At 39.2% G+C, this 17,125-nt stretch carries 15 protein-coding genes; all 15 read left to right on the top strand.

All coding sequences use genetic code 11. The features are described 5' to 3' along the window. Positions 1 to 12 precede the first annotated feature (12 nt). The 15 genes from KO513_RS12265 (at position 13) to KO513_RS12195 (ending at position 17,124) form a co-directional block, all read left to right on the top strand. Positions 13 to 1,059: a VWA domain-containing protein gene (locus tag KO513_RS12265; RefSeq protein ID WP_215913605.1), complete on the top strand. Its 1,047-nt coding sequence runs from the start codon at positions 13 to 15 to the stop codon at positions 1,057 to 1,059. Further along, positions 1,060 to 1,914: a tetratricopeptide repeat protein gene (locus KO513_RS12260; RefSeq protein ID WP_215913604.1), complete on the top strand. Its 855-nt coding sequence runs from the start codon at positions 1,060 to 1,062 to the stop codon at positions 1,912 to 1,914. Positions 1,915 to 1,955: 41 nt separating this feature from the next. Next, a complete protein-coding gene (locus tag KO513_RS12255; protein WP_215914026.1) occupies positions 1,956 to 3,698 on the top strand; it encodes a BatD family protein in 1,743 nt (580 codons plus the stop codon). A gap of 34 nt (positions 3,699 to 3,732) precedes the next feature. Beyond that, positions 3,733 to 4,491 (top strand): tetratricopeptide repeat protein, encoded by a 759-nt coding sequence (locus tag KO513_RS12250; protein ID WP_215437192.1) that lies wholly within the window; start codon positions 3,733 to 3,735, stop codon positions 4,489 to 4,491. A gap of 59 nt (positions 4,492 to 4,550) precedes the next feature. After that, the gene (locus tag KO513_RS12245) at positions 4,551 to 4,847 is read left to right on the top strand and encodes a hypothetical protein (protein WP_215913603.1); all 297 of its coding nucleotides are present in this window, start codon (positions 4,551 to 4,553) and stop codon (positions 4,845 to 4,847) included. 74 nt (positions 4,848 to 4,921) lie between these two features. Beyond that, entirely contained in the window at positions 4,922 to 6,514 is a 1,593-nt protein-coding gene (locus KO513_RS12240) for a SulP family inorganic anion transporter (RefSeq protein WP_215913602.1), read from the top strand. 5 nt (positions 6,515 to 6,519) lie between these two features. After that, the gene (locus KO513_RS12235; RefSeq protein ID WP_215913601.1) at positions 6,520 to 7,365 is read left to right on the top strand and encodes a universal stress protein; all 846 of its coding nucleotides are present in this window, start codon (positions 6,520 to 6,522) and stop codon (positions 7,363 to 7,365) included. A gap of 14 nt (positions 7,366 to 7,379) precedes the next feature. Then, the gene (locus KO513_RS12230; protein ID WP_215913600.1) at positions 7,380 to 8,006 is read left to right on the top strand and encodes a carbonic anhydrase family protein; all 627 of its coding nucleotides are present in this window, start codon (positions 7,380 to 7,382) and stop codon (positions 8,004 to 8,006) included. A gap of 95 nt (positions 8,007 to 8,101) precedes the next feature. Then, positions 8,102 to 8,728 (top strand): carbonic anhydrase, encoded by a 627-nt coding sequence (locus KO513_RS12225; RefSeq protein ID WP_215913599.1) that lies wholly within the window; start codon positions 8,102 to 8,104, stop codon positions 8,726 to 8,728. A 54-nt stretch (positions 8,729 to 8,782) separates the two neighbouring features. After that, positions 8,783 to 10,663 carry a SulP family inorganic anion transporter gene (locus KO513_RS12220; protein WP_215437179.1) on the top strand — a complete coding sequence of 627 codons (1,881 nt, stop codon included), beginning with the start codon at positions 8,783 to 8,785 and terminating at the stop codon, positions 10,661 to 10,663. A gap of 78 nt (positions 10,664 to 10,741) precedes the next feature. Further along, positions 10,742 to 11,761, top strand: coding sequence for a phenylalanine--tRNA ligase subunit alpha (gene pheS, locus KO513_RS12215; protein WP_215913598.1), 1,020 nt, complete (start codon positions 10,742 to 10,744; stop codon positions 11,759 to 11,761). Between the two features lie 9 nt (positions 11,762 to 11,770). Continuing rightward, positions 11,771 to 12,166 (top strand): hypothetical protein, encoded by a 396-nt coding sequence (locus KO513_RS12210; protein WP_215913597.1) that lies wholly within the window; start codon positions 11,771 to 11,773, stop codon positions 12,164 to 12,166. A 104-nt stretch (positions 12,167 to 12,270) separates the two neighbouring features. After that, positions 12,271 to 12,753 carry a GbsR/MarR family transcriptional regulator gene (locus KO513_RS12205; protein WP_215437173.1) on the top strand — a complete coding sequence of 161 codons (483 nt, stop codon included), beginning with the start codon at positions 12,271 to 12,273 and terminating at the stop codon, positions 12,751 to 12,753. Positions 12,754 to 12,854: 101 nt separating this feature from the next. After that, complete coding sequence (locus tag KO513_RS12200; protein WP_215913596.1) at positions 12,855 to 13,940, top strand: efflux RND transporter periplasmic adaptor subunit; 1,086 nt, start codon at positions 12,855 to 12,857, stop codon at positions 13,938 to 13,940. Between the two features lie 37 nt (positions 13,941 to 13,977). Further along, positions 13,978 to 17,124, top strand: a complete 3,147-nt coding sequence (locus KO513_RS12195; protein WP_215913595.1) for an efflux RND transporter permease subunit — start codon at positions 13,978 to 13,980, stop codon at positions 17,122 to 17,124. Position 17,125: the final 1 nt, after the last annotated feature.

The raw sequence follows: 17,125 nt of genomic DNA, 5'->3' as shown, positions 1-17,125 counted from the left end.
GAACAAAGCAGAATGATTCAATTAGACGAAAAAATATATTTCTATTTATTGGCCATAATACCGGTCATCATCGTCTTGTTTGTGCTTTTGCAACTTTGGAAAAAGCGCACGCAAAAGAAATTTGCCGAAACCCAACTGTTAAAACGCTTATCTCCGGACAAGTCCAATTTTAAATCCGGCTTAAAACTCTTGTTCTTTTTGTTAGGCCTGGCCTTTCTTACTTTAGGATTGGTAAATCCTAAAATTGGCACGAAATTAGAAACCGTAAAAAGAGAAGGGGTAGATGTGGTATTTGCTGTAGACGTTTCTAAAAGTATGCTGGCCGAGGATATTGCGCCTAACCGTTTGGAAAAAGCAAAACGTTTGGTTTCGGAAATCATCAATCAATTGGCAAGTGATCGTATAGGTATTATAGCCTATGCTGGGCAAGCGTTTCCGCAATTGCCGATTACAACGGATTATGGCGCTGCTAAAATGTTCCTCCAGAGCATGAATACGGATATGCTTACCTCACAAGGAACCGCTATCAACGAAGCTATTAATCTGGCCACAACCTATTATAATGATGAAGAACAGACCAACCGGGTGCTTTTTATACTATCGGATGGTGAAGACCACTCGGAAGGCGATGCAAAAGATGCCGTGGAAAAAGCGGTAGAAGAGGGGATTCGTATTTTCACGATTGGAGTGGGCAAGACCAAGGGTGCTCCCATTCCCATAAAGAGAAACGGGGTTGTAGAAAGTTTGAAAAAAGATTCGCAGGGCGAGGTGGTAATTACAAAATTGAACGAAGACGTTCTCATAGACATTGCGGAAGAAGGCAATGGTGAATATATTAACGGTGCCAATACAGATGAAGCGGTAGAATACATAAAGGACCAGCTTCTTCAAATGGACAAGAAAGAGTTTGAAGCCAAGCAGTTTGCTGAATTTAAAGACCAATTTCAATGGTTTTTGGGTATTGGGCTGTTGTTTTTGTTATTGGATATATTTGTTCTGGATAAGCGCACTAAGTGGTTTAAAAAACTGAATCTATTCAACGAAAAAGAAATAGAATAAATGAGAAATATAGTTTTCATAATGTTTTTTATCGGTTTCGTTTCTTTTGCGCAGGAAGAAGAAAAAGAACGCGAAAAGGCGCTTGATGAATCTAGAAATTTAACCTGGGAGGCAAACAAAGAGCTTTCCGAGGATAATTTTATAGATGCCGAAATAGATTACAGAAAGGCAATTGCCAAAAGTGACGAAAACTCAGCTGCTCCATACAATTTGGCTAATGCCTACTATAAAAAAGAGACGTATAGTGAAGCCTTTGGCCGCTATAAACAAGCAGGCGAACTGGCAAACAATAAGGCAGATAAACACCGTGCTTATCACAACATGGGCAATGTGTTCATGAAAAGAAAAGAATATCAAAAAGCGGTAGAAGCGTATAAAGAAGCCCTTCGCAACGACCCTAAAGATGAAGAAACGCGCTACAATCTAGCTTTGGCAAAAAAGATGCTCGAAAAGGAACAAGAGCAGAATGACCAAAACCAAGACAACAAAGACGACCAGGACAAGAACGAAGACCAAAAAGACGAAAACGAGGACAAGAAGGACGGCGACAATAAAGAAGAGAACCAAGACCAAGATAAAAAGGACGAAGGCGACCAAGGGGACGAAGGTGATAAGAACGAGGAAGAAAAAGACGAGAACAAAGAGGGCGAAGGCGATGAAAAGGAAGAAGAGAAAAAACAGCCTGACCAAGGCGATAAACCTCAAGAACAGCAACAACCTCGTCCTAACCAATTAAGCAAACAGCAAATCCAGAATCTTCTGGAAGCCATGCAGAACGAAGAGAAAAAAGTACAAGAAAAAATAGACGCCCAGAAAGTAAAAGGCGTTAAGGTTAAAAACGAAAAAGATTGGTAAAGACCAGTATACATAAAATCCTTTTGGCATTATTCTCTATAATGCTTGTTGTTTTTTCGGTAAGCGCGCAGGATGATGCGGCCATAACCTTTGAGATGAAACTTAGCAAAGAGAAGCTGGGTATAAATGAAAGGTTACGGGTAGATTTTACCATGAACAAAGATGGTGATAACTTTAATCCGCCCGATTTTCAAGGTTTCAGGGTGTTGATGGGGCCATCTCAATCTATAAGCTCCTCTTGGATCAATGGTGTTCGTAGCTATTCCAAAACCTATTCTTACACCTTGGCGCCAACGACCAGAGGCACTATGACCATTAAGCAGGCTACCATCGTTATTGATGGCAAAACTTATAAATCCTTACCAAAGGATGTTGAAGTTACAGCTGCCGTAGATAAGCCTAGCGATAAAATGACGGTAGATGACGTAGCGGACGAAAGCCTTCACTTAGTCGCAGAGGTTTCCAAAACGGACCCTTATCTAAACGAAGGTTTGAGCGTGGTTTACAAACTCTATGTGAGTCCGTCTATAAGTGTTTCCAATTACCAACCGCTAGACAACCCCAAGTACAATAACTTTTGGAGTCAAGATATTCCCGTTTCCAGACCGGTAGCCGAAAACGGCACCTATAAAGGAAAACCGTATAGATACGTCATACTAAAACGTGTGGTGCTCTATCCTCAGAAATCGGGCAAACTAGAAATAGAACCCCTGTCCCTAGATGTTACGGTAGATGTACCTTCCAACAAAAGAGATTTCTTTGGAGGCCGGATCTATTCACAGACCAACAAAACGGTTTCGGCCGGTAAACGCACCATTAACGTAAAGCCATTACCGGAGAAAGGAAAACCTGTAAACTTTAGTGGAGCCGTTGGTAATTTTGATTTTTCGGTAAGCACAAGCAAAACAGTTTTAAACGCTTCCGAATCTTTGCAGGCAAAAGTTGAGGTTAGCGGTAAGGGAAATCTAAAACTCTTTCAATTGCCGGAGCCAAATCTACCAGGCTCACTTGAGGTGTACGAGCCGGAATTTAATGAGAACGTACGCACTACCCTATCGGGTTCACAAGGTAAGGTAAGCAACAGTTATACGATTGTACCTTCATTTAAAGGCAAATACCCTATTCCCGGTATATCGTTCACATATTTTGACCCAAATGCAAAGTCCTATAAAACTATTACATCGGACGAGATCGTAATCAATGTAAAAGAAGGTCCTACAAACTCTAGTATTGGTAGCTCACCTACGAACGGAACCAGTAACAAACAGGCAGTAGCCGTAGGAAATCAATTTAACTTCTTAAAACTGAGTCCTAATTTAACTCCTATTGGTTCTAGCACCTTTTTTGGCACAAGAAATTACTATCTGTGGTTGTTATTACCATTATTACTCATACCCTTAGCCATACTACTTGGCAAAAAACGGGACGCAATTGCGAGTGATGTGGTGGGCAATAAAGTGAGAAAGGCCAATAGATTAGCAAGAAAGTATCTTTCTAAAGCCAAAAAGGAACTGGGTAACAAAGAAGGTTTTTATATTGCCTTGGAAAAAGCGTTGCACAATTATTTAAAAGCAAAACTAAAAATAGAAACTTCGGAATTCAGCAAGGACAAAATAGCATCCCTCTTGAATGACAAACAGGTTGATAGTACCACCAACGAAGGATTTATTTCTTTGCTTAAAAATTGTGAAATGGCACGTTACAGTCCTTTTTCGGAAGTACAAATGCAACAGGATTATGACAAAGCCAGTGAAGTAATATCATATTTGGACAAGCAACTTTAAAAAAATAGAACTAATTCAATTTGAAAATCACGAAGTGAAAAACATACTCTTCATATTTGTTTCCTTTCTTACCCTAACGGTTTCCGGCCAGAACAACGCTTTGTTCGATAAGGCCACGGAAGCTTATAATGTAGGCGAATACCAGAAGGCAGTAGACAGCTATTTGGAGATTTTGGAAAACGGTGAACATTCCGCAGAGTTATATTACAACTTGGGCAATGCCTACTACAAGCTTAACCAAGTTGCCCCAAGTATCTATTATTATGAAAAGGCACTTTTGCTGAAACCGAACGATAGCGAAATAAAGAACAATTTGGGGTATGCCCAAAACATGACTTTAGATGCCATTGATGAAATGCCTACCACAGGACTTTCTAAAATTTACGACAGTATTATTGGCACCTTAAGCTATGACCAATGGGCCTATGTCTCCATTGTGTTCATGATTCTTTTTGTGCTGTTGTATATTGCCTTCTATTATTACAATTATTCATCCAAAAAGCGACTTGCATTTATTTTTAGTATAATCTCGCTTTTGATTATGGTAACTTCCGTAATCTTTGCTTTTCTTCAGCATAACAAATTTAAAGCAGACCAACCTGCTATAGTCTTTGCCAAAGAAGCTAGCGTTAAAGCGGAACCCAATAAAAGAGGACTTGAAACTTTTGCACTCCATGAAGGCACAAAAGTTAATGTTTTAGAAGAACTGAACGATTGGAAAAAAATTCGCATTTCCGATGGCACTACAGGGTGGATTTCTGCAGATGACATAAAAATTCTCAAAGATTTTTAATATTTTCTTAACGAGGATTTAAATGGTTGGTGTTATATTTGCATTTGTTACAAACTTTTATGAAAATTTTCGCTCGTTTTCTGTTACTTTCTTTATGGCTATTTGCCATAATGGCTCCGAGTGTCATAACTTTAATGGATGTTGATAACCCCATTATTATAACAAACCTTAATGAAGAGGAGCAACAAGAAACGGTCAAAAAATCTCCGTTAGAGGAAAAATTCGTAAACGACAGTCACTTTGACTTCTCATTAATAGCGCTGTCAGAACAAGCTACTATGGGCCATTATTATACGATGGGCTATATAGATTTCACACTTGAAATCCTACTCCCTCCACCTGAACATATAGGATAATATTTTTCAGACATTGTATTCTATTATCTAAAACTTGTCCTTAATTCATATTGGGGACTAAACTATTTTATTGTATGTTCAAAACTTTAAAAAGCGATCTTCCTGCAAGTATCGTAGTATTTTTTGTAGCCTTACCTCTATGTTTGGGTATTGCCCTTGCCAGTGGAGCTCCGTTGTTTTCAGGCTTAATAGCTGGTATAATTGGAGGTGTAGTAGTTGGTGCCCTTAGTGGTTCCAATATTGGAGTAAGTGGCCCCGCAGCAGGATTGGCGGCCATAGTTTTAACCGCTATTGGAACATTGGGCGGTTTTGAAAATTTCTTAGTTGCCGTGGTTCTTGGAGGAATCATCCAAGTAGTATTTGGTGTTTTAAAGGCAGGTATTATTGGATATTACTTTCCGTCCTCTGTAATAAAAGGCATGCTTACCGGTATTGGTATCATCATTATACTAAAACAGATTCCTCATTTCTTTGGATACGACCCAGATCCAGAAGGAGATTGGGCCTTTTTTCAAGTAGATGGTGAGAACACCTTCTCCGAGATTTTCAACACCGTTAACAATATTAGTCCAGGTGCAACACTTGTTGCTATAATTGGTCTTTCAATTTTACTTCTATGGGATAAAGTACTTTCAAAAAAAGGGAAAATATTTCAGTTGGTACAAGGGCCTTTGGTTGCCGTTGCAATAGGAATAATTTTCTTTATCGTAACCCAGAACAGTGAAGTTTTGGCTATTTCTTCGGACCACTTGGTAAGCGTGCCAATTCCAGAAGATGCTGCCTCGTTCTTGGGCCAATTCAGCTTTCCTAATTTTGCTGCCATTATAAATCCTCAAGTTTGGATTACCGCATTTACCATTGCATTGGTAGCCAGTCTAGAAACCTTATTGTGCGTTGAAGCTACGGATAAGTTGGACCCGCAGAAAAATGTAACCCCTACAAACAGAGAGTTGCTTGCACAAGGTACGGGTAACATTCTTTCCGGTTTAATCGGTGGTCTTCCAATTACCCAGGTAATTGTTCGTAGTTCTGCTAATATCCAATCTGGTGGAAAATCAAAACTATCTGCAATTATACATGGTTTCCTTTTATTGATTTCCGTGATTCTTATACCAAGACTATTAAATATGATTCCTTTGTCCGTTTTGGCAGCCATCCTCTTTATTGTAGGTTACAAGCTGGCAAAGCCTGCCTTATTTGCCAAAATGTACAAATTGGGTTGGAAACAATTTGTTCCCTTTACGGTTACGGTAGCAGGAATTGTTTTTACAGATTTACTTGTAGGTATTAGTTTAGGTTTGGCTGTTGGTATTGTAGTTATTTTGATCAAGAGCTACCAAAACTCGCATTTTCTTCACATTGAAGATGTAAGCAACGGAAAACACAAAATAAAAATGACGCTTGCCGAAGAAGTTACCTTTTTTAACAAAGGTGCCATTCTAAAAGAATTGGATAGTTTACCTAGAGACACCTATCTGGAACTAAACTTACTCCAAACAAGATATCTAGATTTGGATATCATTGAAATTTTGGATGATTTTTCCATAAAGGCCAAAGAGCGTAACATAGACATTCAACTCGTTTCAAAACGAGGTGTAGTAGAAAACCCGGATAGTTTTACTGAGTTTTTTAAGACAAGACCTAAATCAAAATTGAGTCTAAGCTAAATGTCATGGAAAAGGACAAAAACAGGATAGTACTATTTTCCTCTTTGGGAGATAGTCTGCATAATCTTTTGAAGAGCTCCGTTAGCCTAGCAAAAATGGTTGATGGAGAGCTAGAGGTTTTCCATGTAAGGAAACCTATTGATATTATTAGAAAGGATAATCAATTATCGGCAATGCGGACCATAAACCGCGAATATATTTTAACCGATAAGCGAATGAAGCGTATAGTATCACCTATGTCAGAGGATTATGGAGTTCCTATCAGTTATTCCAGTGCCTTTGGCAACGTTAAAACTGAAATTGCCCGGTATTTAGCAAACAACAATCCGGACATTATTGTCCTTGGCAGGAGAAAAGCAAGGCTTTTTAGAGCTGTTGATGATAGAATAGCTAATTTTGTTCTAACTATTTTTAAAGGGTCCGTAATGATTGTCTCCGAAGAAAATGGTCTAGAACCAGACATGAAAATTGGCATTGGAACATTAAACTGTTCCTCAGAATCATCTAACTCTTCTTTTCTAGAAACGCTGTTTGCTTTTACGGATAGACCGTTAAAGTCTTTTAATATTGTAGAAGGCTCCAACATTAGACCAAGACCACAGGAGTTTTTAGGACAAAAAACCGTAGAGTACGTATTTGACTATAATGAAAATACGCTGAAACAACTTCCAACTTACTTATCCAATAGTAACATAAACCTGTTATTTGTTGAGAGAAAAAAGAAGGAATCAAAAGCTACAGCTTCAGCGTTGAACATGTACAATAAGGTAAAGAAACTAGGAATTACCCTTATGATTGCCGGTGAGAAACGTCTGCACATCAAACATCAAAGTAATTTAAGAATAGCATAATTAAAATATAAAATATGAAAGCACATACTAAGGAAACACAAGCAACAATGACCCCGCAAAAAGCAGTACAGTTCCTTAAAGAAGGTAACCAACGCTTCCAAAATAATTTAAAGGCCAATAGAAACCTTTTGGAGCAAGTAAATGATACTAGCGAAGGACAATTTCCGTTTGCAACCATTTTGAGCTGTATAGATTCTAGGGTTTCGGCAGAATTGGTTTTTGATCAAGGTCTTGGCGATATCTTTAGTATTCGTATAGCAGGTAACTTCTCCAATGAAGACATTCTTGGAAGTATGGAATTTGCTTGTAAACTAGCCGGTACCAAATTAATTGTTGTATTGGGCCATACTAGTTGTGGTGCCATCAAAGGTGCTTGCGATCATGCTAGATTGGGCAATCTAACCAAACTGATCAATAAGATAGAACCAGCTGTAGACGCGGTTAAAGAACCGGCAGATGAAAGCCAGAGAAACTCTAAAAACCTTGAATTTGTTGATAAGGTTTCAGAAAAAAATGTGCTTTTAACTATTGAAAATATACGTAAAGAAAGTCCTGTTCTTGCAGAGATGGAAGACAAAGGAGAAATTAAGATAGTTGGGGCCATGTACGACATATCCAACGGCGAAGTAACTTTCTACTAGTATATTGAATTTTAGACAGGTTAAAAGGCCAATAACGGTGTTGGCCTTTTTACTATATTTCTGTAGAATTCTCCTTACTTTACCAAAAAAATATAATGGATTTAGACACTGTTTTTGAGAATAACGAAAAGTGGATTGCTGAGAAACTAGAGACTAATTCAGATTATTTTAAGGAACTGGCCGTAGGGCAAAATCCAGAACTGCTTTATATAGGCTGTTCGGACAGTAGGGTTACCGCAGAAGAAGTTATGGGTGCCAAACCTGGAGAGGTTTTCGTACATCGTAACATTGCGAACATGGTAATCAGTATTGATTTAAATGTTCTATCTGTAGTAAAATATGCCGTAGACTATTTAAAAGTAAAACACATTATAGTCTGTGGGCATTATGCATGTGGAGGGGTAAAAGCCGCCATGCAATCTGCAGATTTAGGGGTTTTAAACCCATGGTTGCGTAATATACGCGACGTTTATCGTCTTCATAAGGAAGAACTTAACGCAATTGAGGACGAAACAAAGAAATATGACAGGTTAGTTGAACTTAATGTAAAGGAACAATGTGTAAACCTAATTAAAACCGCGGTGGTGCAAAAAGCATATCGCGACCACGGATTGAAAGTTCACGGATGGATATTTGATGTCCACACCGGAAAGCTAATAGACCTTAAGATAGATTTTGAAGGCTATCTTAGAAACATAATGGAAATCTATCATTTAGATTGATCAAAACCATTCTGTTACTCCTTAAACTAACATATTACCATTAATCTTGACTCTATGAAAAATCTTTTCTCAAACTTTAAAGGAGATCTATTTGGAGGGATAACAGCAGGTATTGTTGCTCTTCCCTTGGCATTAGCTTTTGGTGTTAGCTCAGGCCTTGGGCCAAGCGCCGGTCTCTATGGAGCTATATTCATCAGTTTTTTCGCGGCTCTTTTTGGTGGTACCAACACCCAGATTTCCGGCCCAACAGCACCAATGACCGCGGTAAGTATGGTTGTTATAGCAGGTATAATAGCAATCAATGATGGAAGTTTGGAAAAAGCGCTACCTGCAATCTTGGTTGTTTTTCTATTGGCCGGTCTTATGCAGATAGGCTTGGGGTTATTGGGTATTGGTAAATACATCCGCTATATTCCATATCCCGTTGTTTCCGGATTTATGACCGCGATCGGAGTTATTATTTTGGTAACCCAAATACTTCCCGCAATTGGCTATTACCCTAAAGAAGACGAGGCTTTTGTAGAGCAATACAAACCTATGGCCGAAGAAATTATCTTGGACAATATTTTAAAGGAAGAAGCTGGAGAAGGCATTCTTGTTCTGGAAAACTTTGAGGAGACCATTAAACGAGCGGAAGGAATTACCGAGGAAGATATGCTAAAAGAAGCACGTACTTTGGCAAAATCCGAAGCATCCGGAGTATTGGGAGCCATTAAGGTAATGCCTAGAGCACTTCAAAATATTAACTGGCTAGAGTTTATTCTGGCACTAACCACCATTGCCATTATCTATGGTTTTAAAAGAATAACTACGGCTATCCCAAGTGCATTGGTGGCCTTGGTTGTGGTATCGGGCGTGGCTTATGGTTTTGGTTTGGATTACAGGCCTATTGAAGAAATTCCAAGCGGATTTCCGGTTCCAAATCTGGGTATATTTACCAGTTTTGAGCTAAGTTCCGTAACGCCATACATTTTTACTGCATTAACATTGGCGTTGTTAGGAGCCATTGACTCCCTCTTAACCTCTGTAGTTGCGGATAATATGACAAAAACTAAACATCAACCCAACAAAGAATTGGTGGGCCAAGGAATAGGAAATAGTATTGCCGCCATTTTTGGTGGAATTCCAGGCGCAGGTGCCACCATCCGTACTGTGGTAAATATTAATGCCGGTGGAAAAACCAAATTGTCCGGTATGGTTGCCGGAGTTCTGCTGCTCGTTGTTCTCTTAGCTCTTGGACCGGTTGCTTCTCAGATTCCCGCTGCCGTATTGGCGGGAATTTTAGTAACGGTAGGCATAGGTGTTATGGATTACAAAGGACTAAAAGCTATACCCAGTCTTCCTAAAGACATGAGTTTAGGACCTATAAAATTCAGCTCGGAAGTTATTATAATGCTGGTTGTACTGGTACTTTCTTCTGTTTGGAACTTGGTCTATGCAGTTGGTGTTGGTCTGGTAATTGCCTCCTTAATGTTCATGAAAAAGATGGGCGACCTTACTGCGGAGCGGTCTGATGTAAAGTCTTTAGAAAAAGAACAAGGATGGGCAGATGAGAAAAGTTTCCCCAAAAACTTAAAAGAAACGGTCTTTATCAAACACCTTAAAGGACCTTTGTTCTTTGGTTCTACCAGTGAATTTCAGATTTTAGCAGACCAAATTCCTAGATCGGCGTCTACGGTAATCATTAGAATGGACCGTATGCAATATATGGATCAATCCGGTCTTTATACCTTGGAAGACGTGCTTATAGATTTACACAACTCCAACATAGAGGTTCTGTTCGTAGATGTACTTCCACAACCACGTTACATGATGGAACGTGTAGAACTCATTCCTGATTTAATTCCTGCAGAACATATTTTTGACACCTTTAATGAATGCCTGCAGTACTTGACACACAAGACATCCGAGCAAAATATTGAGGCCTCAGCATAGAATTTAGGCCAATTTATGATGAATTATGTATTCGGTAATGCCGCAAATGTCCTAAATTTGCGGCTTTAGCCGAACATCATGATCGATACCATAAAAAAGCACATTACTGAGGTAGAAAAGTTTACCGCTACCACTAAAGAGGAACTGGAAAGCTTCCGTATAAAATACTTAGGTAAAAAGGGACTTTTAAACGATTTCTTCGCTGAATTCAAAAATGTACCCAATGAGCAAAAAAAGGAATTCGGCCAAACCATAAATCAGCTTAAGCAGACCGCAAACGAAAAGCTGAACACCTTACGGGATGCCCTTGAAAGCAAAACCGAAGAAAAAGGCATATATGGCGATTTAACCCGCCCAGGGGAGCCTCTAGAACTTGGCGCCAGACACCCTATTTCTATTGTAAAGAACCAAATTATAGATATTTTTTCCAGAATAGGTTTTAATGTTTCCGAGGGACCGGAAATTGAAGATGACTGGCACAACTTTACCGCACTGAACCTACCGGAATATCACCCTGCAAGAGACATGCAGGACACTTTTTTCGTTCAAACGGATCCGGATATCCTATTGCGTACACACACTTCGTCCGTACAGGTTAGATATATGGAAAATAATAAACCACCAATACGTACCATTTCTCCGGGAAGAGTATATCGTAACGAAGCTATTTCGGCCCGTTCACATTGCTTTTTCCATCAAGTAGAAGGTCTTTACATTGATAAGGACGTTTCTTTTGCAGATTTAAAGCAGACCCTTCAGTTCTTTACAACGGAACTTTTCGGTAAGTCAAAAATTAGACTTCGCCCTTCATATTTCCCTTTTACCGAGCCTAGTGCCGAAGTAGATGTGTATTGGGGACTTGAAACCGAAACCGATTACAAAATGACAAAAGGTACCGGATGGCTAGAGATTATGGGCTGTGGTATGGTAGACCCTAATGTACTGGACAACTGTGGTATTGACTCCAAGGAGTACTCTGGTTTCGCATTTGGTATGGGAATAGACAGAATTGCCCTGTTGCTTCACCAAATCTCCGATATTCGCTTATTAAGCGAAAATGATGTGCGTTTCTTAGAACAATTTAAAAGCGCACTTTAACCCAGCGTTGTGAAGAAAGATATTGAAATACCTATTGCCAAAGATGTTCACGTGGCCATAATCCGTGAGTGGAACGACGATTTTCTTTCAAAAGACTGGAACGCGTACATTATAAATAATAGACCGGACCAGATTGAATTAACGATTGTGGTCTCCAAAGGATATGATGCAGAGCGAAAAACATCTACTATGCGCCATGGCATTGGTACCATTCTGCCCAAATCTTTTAAAAAAGTAGAAATGCTCCTTGAAGATGTGCTAGCATTGGACAATGAGTTTTTTGTTACTTTCTTCGCCGAGGGCAAACTTTTTGAAAAACGCTTCTTATTTCCCAAGAATACTATCTCCGAGAAAGACCTAGGCCCTATCCCCATCATTGAAAAGGAAGGCATATTAGCTCCTTAAATTCTTTCGCTAACATAATTTTAACGCCTTTTAGGAATATTTAAGTTCTTTTGGTTTGTTTGTTTCCGAACTAATACTACCTTTGCCCCTTCAATATTTCGATTATGAACAGAGAAGAAAGCAAAAAATTATTAATTGAGGACCTAGGGATTCATTTTGAGAATGAATATTCCCTTCCTCCATTAGCCGCAAGAATTTTTGCTAACCTCGTTATTACAGAGGAAGACGGACTCACTTTTGAGGATTGTCTTACTAAACGTGGTGCCAGTAAAAGTTCTATATCTACATCGCTAAACCTCCTTTTACAAATGGACTTTGTAAAGTACTTTACAAAGTCAGGAGACAGAAAACGATACTTTAAAGTTGCTGAAAAAGATGCCTTTTTTATAAACAAACTCAATACAGTCCTTAAAAAACTCGAAAACGAGTCTGAAATGATTGAAAAAGTTGCAGCTTATAACGAGGCATATAATCCAGAGAAACATGAAGCTAATAAAGCAAGAAAGGATATCTATCTCAAATGTGTAGAAGAAGCTAGAGAAATTTACAGAAAGACAATTATAGACCTGAAAAAATCTAACAACTAATTTTTTTGAACAAATGGTTCGTTTTTTACCGAACATTCAGAATTAACAAAACCTTAACAACATTCAATCAACAATTCAATACAAGTAAAACTCCATCTAAAATGAAAAAGTTATCAATTATAGGATTATTAAGCGCCGCACTCCTTTTGAGTTCGTGTTTTGGAACAACTCCAACTTCTCCCGCTGGTGCCGCTGCTCCACCTCCACCAAGTTTAAAGGTTGGTGAACTAAAACCACAGGACATTACTGTTTATAATGAATTTTCTACTACTCTAGAGGGAAAGCAAAATGTAGAAATATGGCCAAAAGTATCTGGTTTTGTTCAGGAGGTTTATGTAGAAGAAGGTCAGAAAATAAAAAAGGGCCAACTGCTTTTTAAATTGGAAACACAAACCTTGAACCAAGATGCAAATGCTGCCAAAGCATCAGTAAATGTTGCACAGGTAGAAGTAAACAAGCTAAAACCTTTGGTAGAAAAAGGTATTATTAGCGAGGTTCAATTAGAAACTGCAAAAGCACAACTTGCTCAAGCTCAAGCTAATTACCAGAGCGTTACCTCAAACATTGGCTACTCGCGTATTACGAGCCCGGTTGACGGTTACATTGGTGAAATTCCTTTTAAAATAGGCGCTCTTGTAAGTTCAAACATGAGCAAACCATTAACTACGGTTTCAGATGTTAGCCAAGTACGGGCTTATTTTTCAATGAACGAAAAAGAGTTGCTCAAGTTAAAAGAGTCTATGCCTAAAAATGATAAGAACCTTATGGATGTTGAAAAAGCACCAGAAGTTACACTTGTCATGATAAACGGAGAAGAATATCCTGAGCCCGGTAAAATTGCCATGATCAACAGTATTATAAACGGTACTACTGGTAGTGTTACCGCACGTGCAGATTTTGACAATAAAAATAACTTGCTAAGTAGTGGTAGTACTGGGAAAATTAAAATTCCAACTGTTTATAAGGATGCTTACGAAATTCCACAAACGGCTACTATTGACCTTCAGGGGAAAAAGCTGGTCTATGTAGTAAAAGAAGATAACACTGTAACCACAATGCCTTTAGATATCGTAACCACCACTCAAAAAGGTTTTGTTGTGGAAAACGGCATAGATAAAGGAACTACCATTGTTCTAGAAGGTGTAACTAAAATAAAAGACGGTATGGCCATTAGTCCGGTCAAATAAGAAACCGCAATTCAACAAAACACATAAATAGAGAACAATGTTTCAGAAATTTATAGATCGTCCCGTACTGTCTACGGTTATATCGATTATTATTGTTATTCTAGGTATACTAGGTTTAACGACCCTACCTATTGAAGAGTATCCGGAAATTGCGCCACCTACCGTGCAAGTAACAAGTACCTACACCGGAGCAAATGCAGAAACGGTACTTAAGAGTGTTGTTATACCGTTAGAGGAGCAAATAAACGGTGTAGAGGACATGTTGTACATGACCTCTAGTGCCAGTAACGACGGTGCCGCTACCATTAACGTCTTTTTTAAATTAGGTACGGATCCGGATATTGCCGCGGTAAACGTTCAGAACAGGGTGGCTAGGGCCAATAGTGTTTTACCACAGGCCGTAGTACAGACGGGCGTTATTACTCAAAAGTCACAAACCAGTGCATTGTTGTTCTTTTCTTTATTCTCGGATAACGATGATTATGACGCAACCTTTGTGGAAAACTACGCCAGAATTAACATTGTACCCAAATTACAACGTATAGAAGGTGTTGGTAACGTTACTGTTTTTGGTTCTAAGGATTACTCTATGCGTATCTGGTTGAACCCAGAAAAGATGGCGGCCTACAAGCTTATGCCTTCGGATATTCAAAATGCCCTTAGAGAGCAGAACCTTGAGGCTGCAACTGGTAAAATTGGTGAAAACGCCGATGGAGTTTACGAGTACGTTTTAAAGTATAAAGGACGTCTTTCGGAAGAAGCCGAGTATGAGAATATCATTATAAAAGCACAAGAAAACGGACAGTTTTTAAGACTTAAAGATGTTGCCGAAGTAGAATTGGGTGCCTTTAACTATGGAACAAAAAACGAAGGTATGGGCAAGCCCGGTACTGCTGTTGGTATTTTCCAAACATCGGGCTCTAACGCGAACGCTATTATTGATGAAATTCAAACCATATTGGATGAAAGCAGCCAAGATTTCCCTAAAGGTCTGGATTACGTAATTCCTTATAACACTAAAGATTTCTTAAGTGCATCCATAGAACACGTAGTACAGACTTTAATAGAAGCATTCCTATTAGTGTTCTTAGTGGTTTTCATATTCCTACAAGATTTTAGATCTACGTTAATACCTGCTATTGCCGTTCCGGTTGCGATTATTGGTACGTTTTTCTTTCTATCGCTCTTTGGGTTCTCAATTAACATGTTAACCTTATTTGCAATGATTCTGGCCATTGGTATTGTGGTGGATGATGCCATTGTGGTGGTCGAAGCCGTCCATGCCAAAATGGAGGAAGGCGCAACCAATGCCAAAACGGCTACCAAATCTGCAATGTCCGAGATTTCAGGTGCAATCATTTCTATCACCTTGGTTATGTCCGCCGTGTTTATTCCGGTATCGTTTATTAGTGGATCATCGGGTGTGTTCTATCAGCAATTTGGTATAACATTGGCTATTGCCATCCTAATTTCGGCAGTAAACGCTTTAACGTTGAGCCCTGCATTGGCCGCGTTGTTGTTAAAACCCCACAATCCGTCCGAGGAACACAAAAAAGGAATTTCAAAACGTTTCTTTTCGGCCTTTAACACCGGTTTTAATGCGATTACCGATAAATATGTTGGTTCCGTAAAATTCATTGCCAAAAGAAAATGGGCCACTTGGGGGTCTATTGCAGTGTTTGGGGTTATAGCGTATATGCTATTCCAATCCACACCTACAGGGTTTATTCCAAATGAAGATAAAGCTATTGTTTTTGCCGATGTTACTATGCCTCCGGGAACAACATTGGAACAAACACAGAAAACCGTTAAGAAATTAGATTCTATTTATGCTTCAATGGACTTGATCAAGGCCAGAATGAACATTACAGGATTTAGTATCCTTAACAGTGTTAACGGTGGTTCTTACGGTTTCTCCGTACTTAGACTAAAAGATTGGGGAGAACGAGAAAGTGATAATGAATCCGTACAAGCGGTCGTAGGGCAATTGTTCGCAAAAACGGCGGGCATCAAAGACGCCAAAATATTCTTCTTTACGCCACCTAGTGTACGTGGTTTTGGTAACTCTACCGGTTTTGAGATGAACTTACAGAGTAAAGATGCAGACGATTGGCAAACCGTAAACAAAGTTACCAATGAATTTTTGGCAGCTATAAATGCAAGACCGGAAGTTCAATACGCCATTACCAACTTCAATGCTAATTTCCCTCAATACGAGTTGGAGGTAGATGTTGAGAAGACTAAAATGGCCGGTTTGGCCGTAACGGATGTATTTAGCGCTATGCAAGGCTACTATGGTGGGCTTTATACCACGGACTTTAACAAATTTGGTAAGCAGTACCGTGTTATGATCCAAGCCAAACCGGAAGATAGGGCAGATGAAAATTCATTGAACCACATTTTCGTTACGAACGCAAATGGGGAGTCGGTTGCCGTATCTCAATTTGTATCGTTAAAGAAAATTTACGGTCCTGAGGTAGTAAGCAGGTTTAACCTATTGAGTTCGGTTAAGATTAACGGAGCCATGAATCCTGGGTATTCTACTGGTGATGCTATTAAAGCTATTGAAGAGGTTACGGCACAAGTATTGCCAAATAACTACACCTACGAATACTCTGGACTTACCAAGGAAGAGAATAGCGCGGGTAGCCAAACGGTTCTAATCTTTATTTTGAGCTTGGTTTTCGTATACTTCTTGTTAAGTGCTCAATACGAATCCTATATCCTTCCATTATCCATATTACTGTCCTTACCAATTGGTATTGCAGGAGCAATAGGTTTTGTAAGCGTAGCTGGTTTGGAGAACAATATCTATTTCCAAATTGCCCTGATCATGTTAATCGGTCTTCTCTCTAAAAATGCCATTCTTATCGTAGAATTCGCATTGCAGCGTAGAAAACACGGTATGTCTATTATTGATTCTGCCATAGATGGTGCCAAAGCACGTTTAAGGCCAATTTTAATGACATCCTTCGCCTTTATCCTTGGTTTAATGCCATTGGCGCTGTCATCAGGTATAGGTGCCGTAGGTAACCGATCCATTGGTATGAGTGCAGTTGGAGGTATGTTGATAGGTACCATATTTGGTGTATTTGTAATACCGGCGCTATATGTCATTTTCCAGACCATCCAAGAGCGTATTACCGGTGCGCCACAAGAAACTATTGAAGAAATAAAGAACTAGA

The sequence above is a fragment of the Zobellia sp. B3R18 genome (genome assembly GCF_018860715.1).
Lineage (GTDB): Bacteria > Bacteroidota > Bacteroidia > Flavobacteriales > Flavobacteriaceae > Zobellia > Zobellia russellii.
This window is presented reverse-complemented; position numbering and strand designations above follow the sequence as displayed.

Bases quoted from the DNA above. Each gene is read 5' to 3' on its own strand.
- KO513_RS12265 (WP_215913605.1), top strand. From the start codon at position 13: ATGATTCAATTAGACGAAAAAATATATTTCTATTTATTGGCCATAATA.
- KO513_RS12260 (WP_215913604.1), top strand. From the start codon at position 1,060: ATGAGAAATATAGTTTTCATAATGTTTTTTATCGGTTTCGTTTCTTTT.
- KO513_RS12255 (WP_215914026.1), top strand. From the start codon at position 1,956: ATGCTTGTTGTTTTTTCGGTAAGCGCGCAGGATGATGCGGCCATAACC.
- KO513_RS12245 (WP_215913603.1), top strand. From the start codon at position 4,551: ATGAAAATTTTCGCTCGTTTTCTGTTACTTTCTTTATGGCTATTTGCC.
- KO513_RS12240 (WP_215913602.1), top strand. From the start codon at position 4,922: ATGTTCAAAACTTTAAAAAGCGATCTTCCTGCAAGTATCGTAGTATTT.
- KO513_RS12235 (WP_215913601.1), top strand. From the start codon at position 6,520: ATGGAAAAGGACAAAAACAGGATAGTACTATTTTCCTCTTTGGGAGAT.
- KO513_RS12230 (WP_215913600.1), top strand. From the start codon at position 7,380: ATGAAAGCACATACTAAGGAAACACAAGCAACAATGACCCCGCAAAAA.
- KO513_RS12225 (WP_215913599.1), top strand. From the start codon at position 8,102: ATGGATTTAGACACTGTTTTTGAGAATAACGAAAAGTGGATTGCTGAG.
- KO513_RS12220 (WP_215437179.1), top strand. From the start codon at position 8,783: ATGAAAAATCTTTTCTCAAACTTTAAAGGAGATCTATTTGGAGGGATA.
- pheS (WP_215913598.1), top strand. From the start codon at position 10,742: ATGATCGATACCATAAAAAAGCACATTACTGAGGTAGAAAAGTTTACC.
- KO513_RS12205 (WP_215437173.1), top strand. From the start codon at position 12,271: ATGAACAGAGAAGAAAGCAAAAAATTATTAATTGAGGACCTAGGGATT.
- KO513_RS12200 (WP_215913596.1), top strand. From the start codon at position 12,855: ATGAAAAAGTTATCAATTATAGGATTATTAAGCGCCGCACTCCTTTTG.
- KO513_RS12195 (WP_215913595.1), top strand. From the start codon at position 13,978: ATGTTTCAGAAATTTATAGATCGTCCCGTACTGTCTACGGTTATATCG.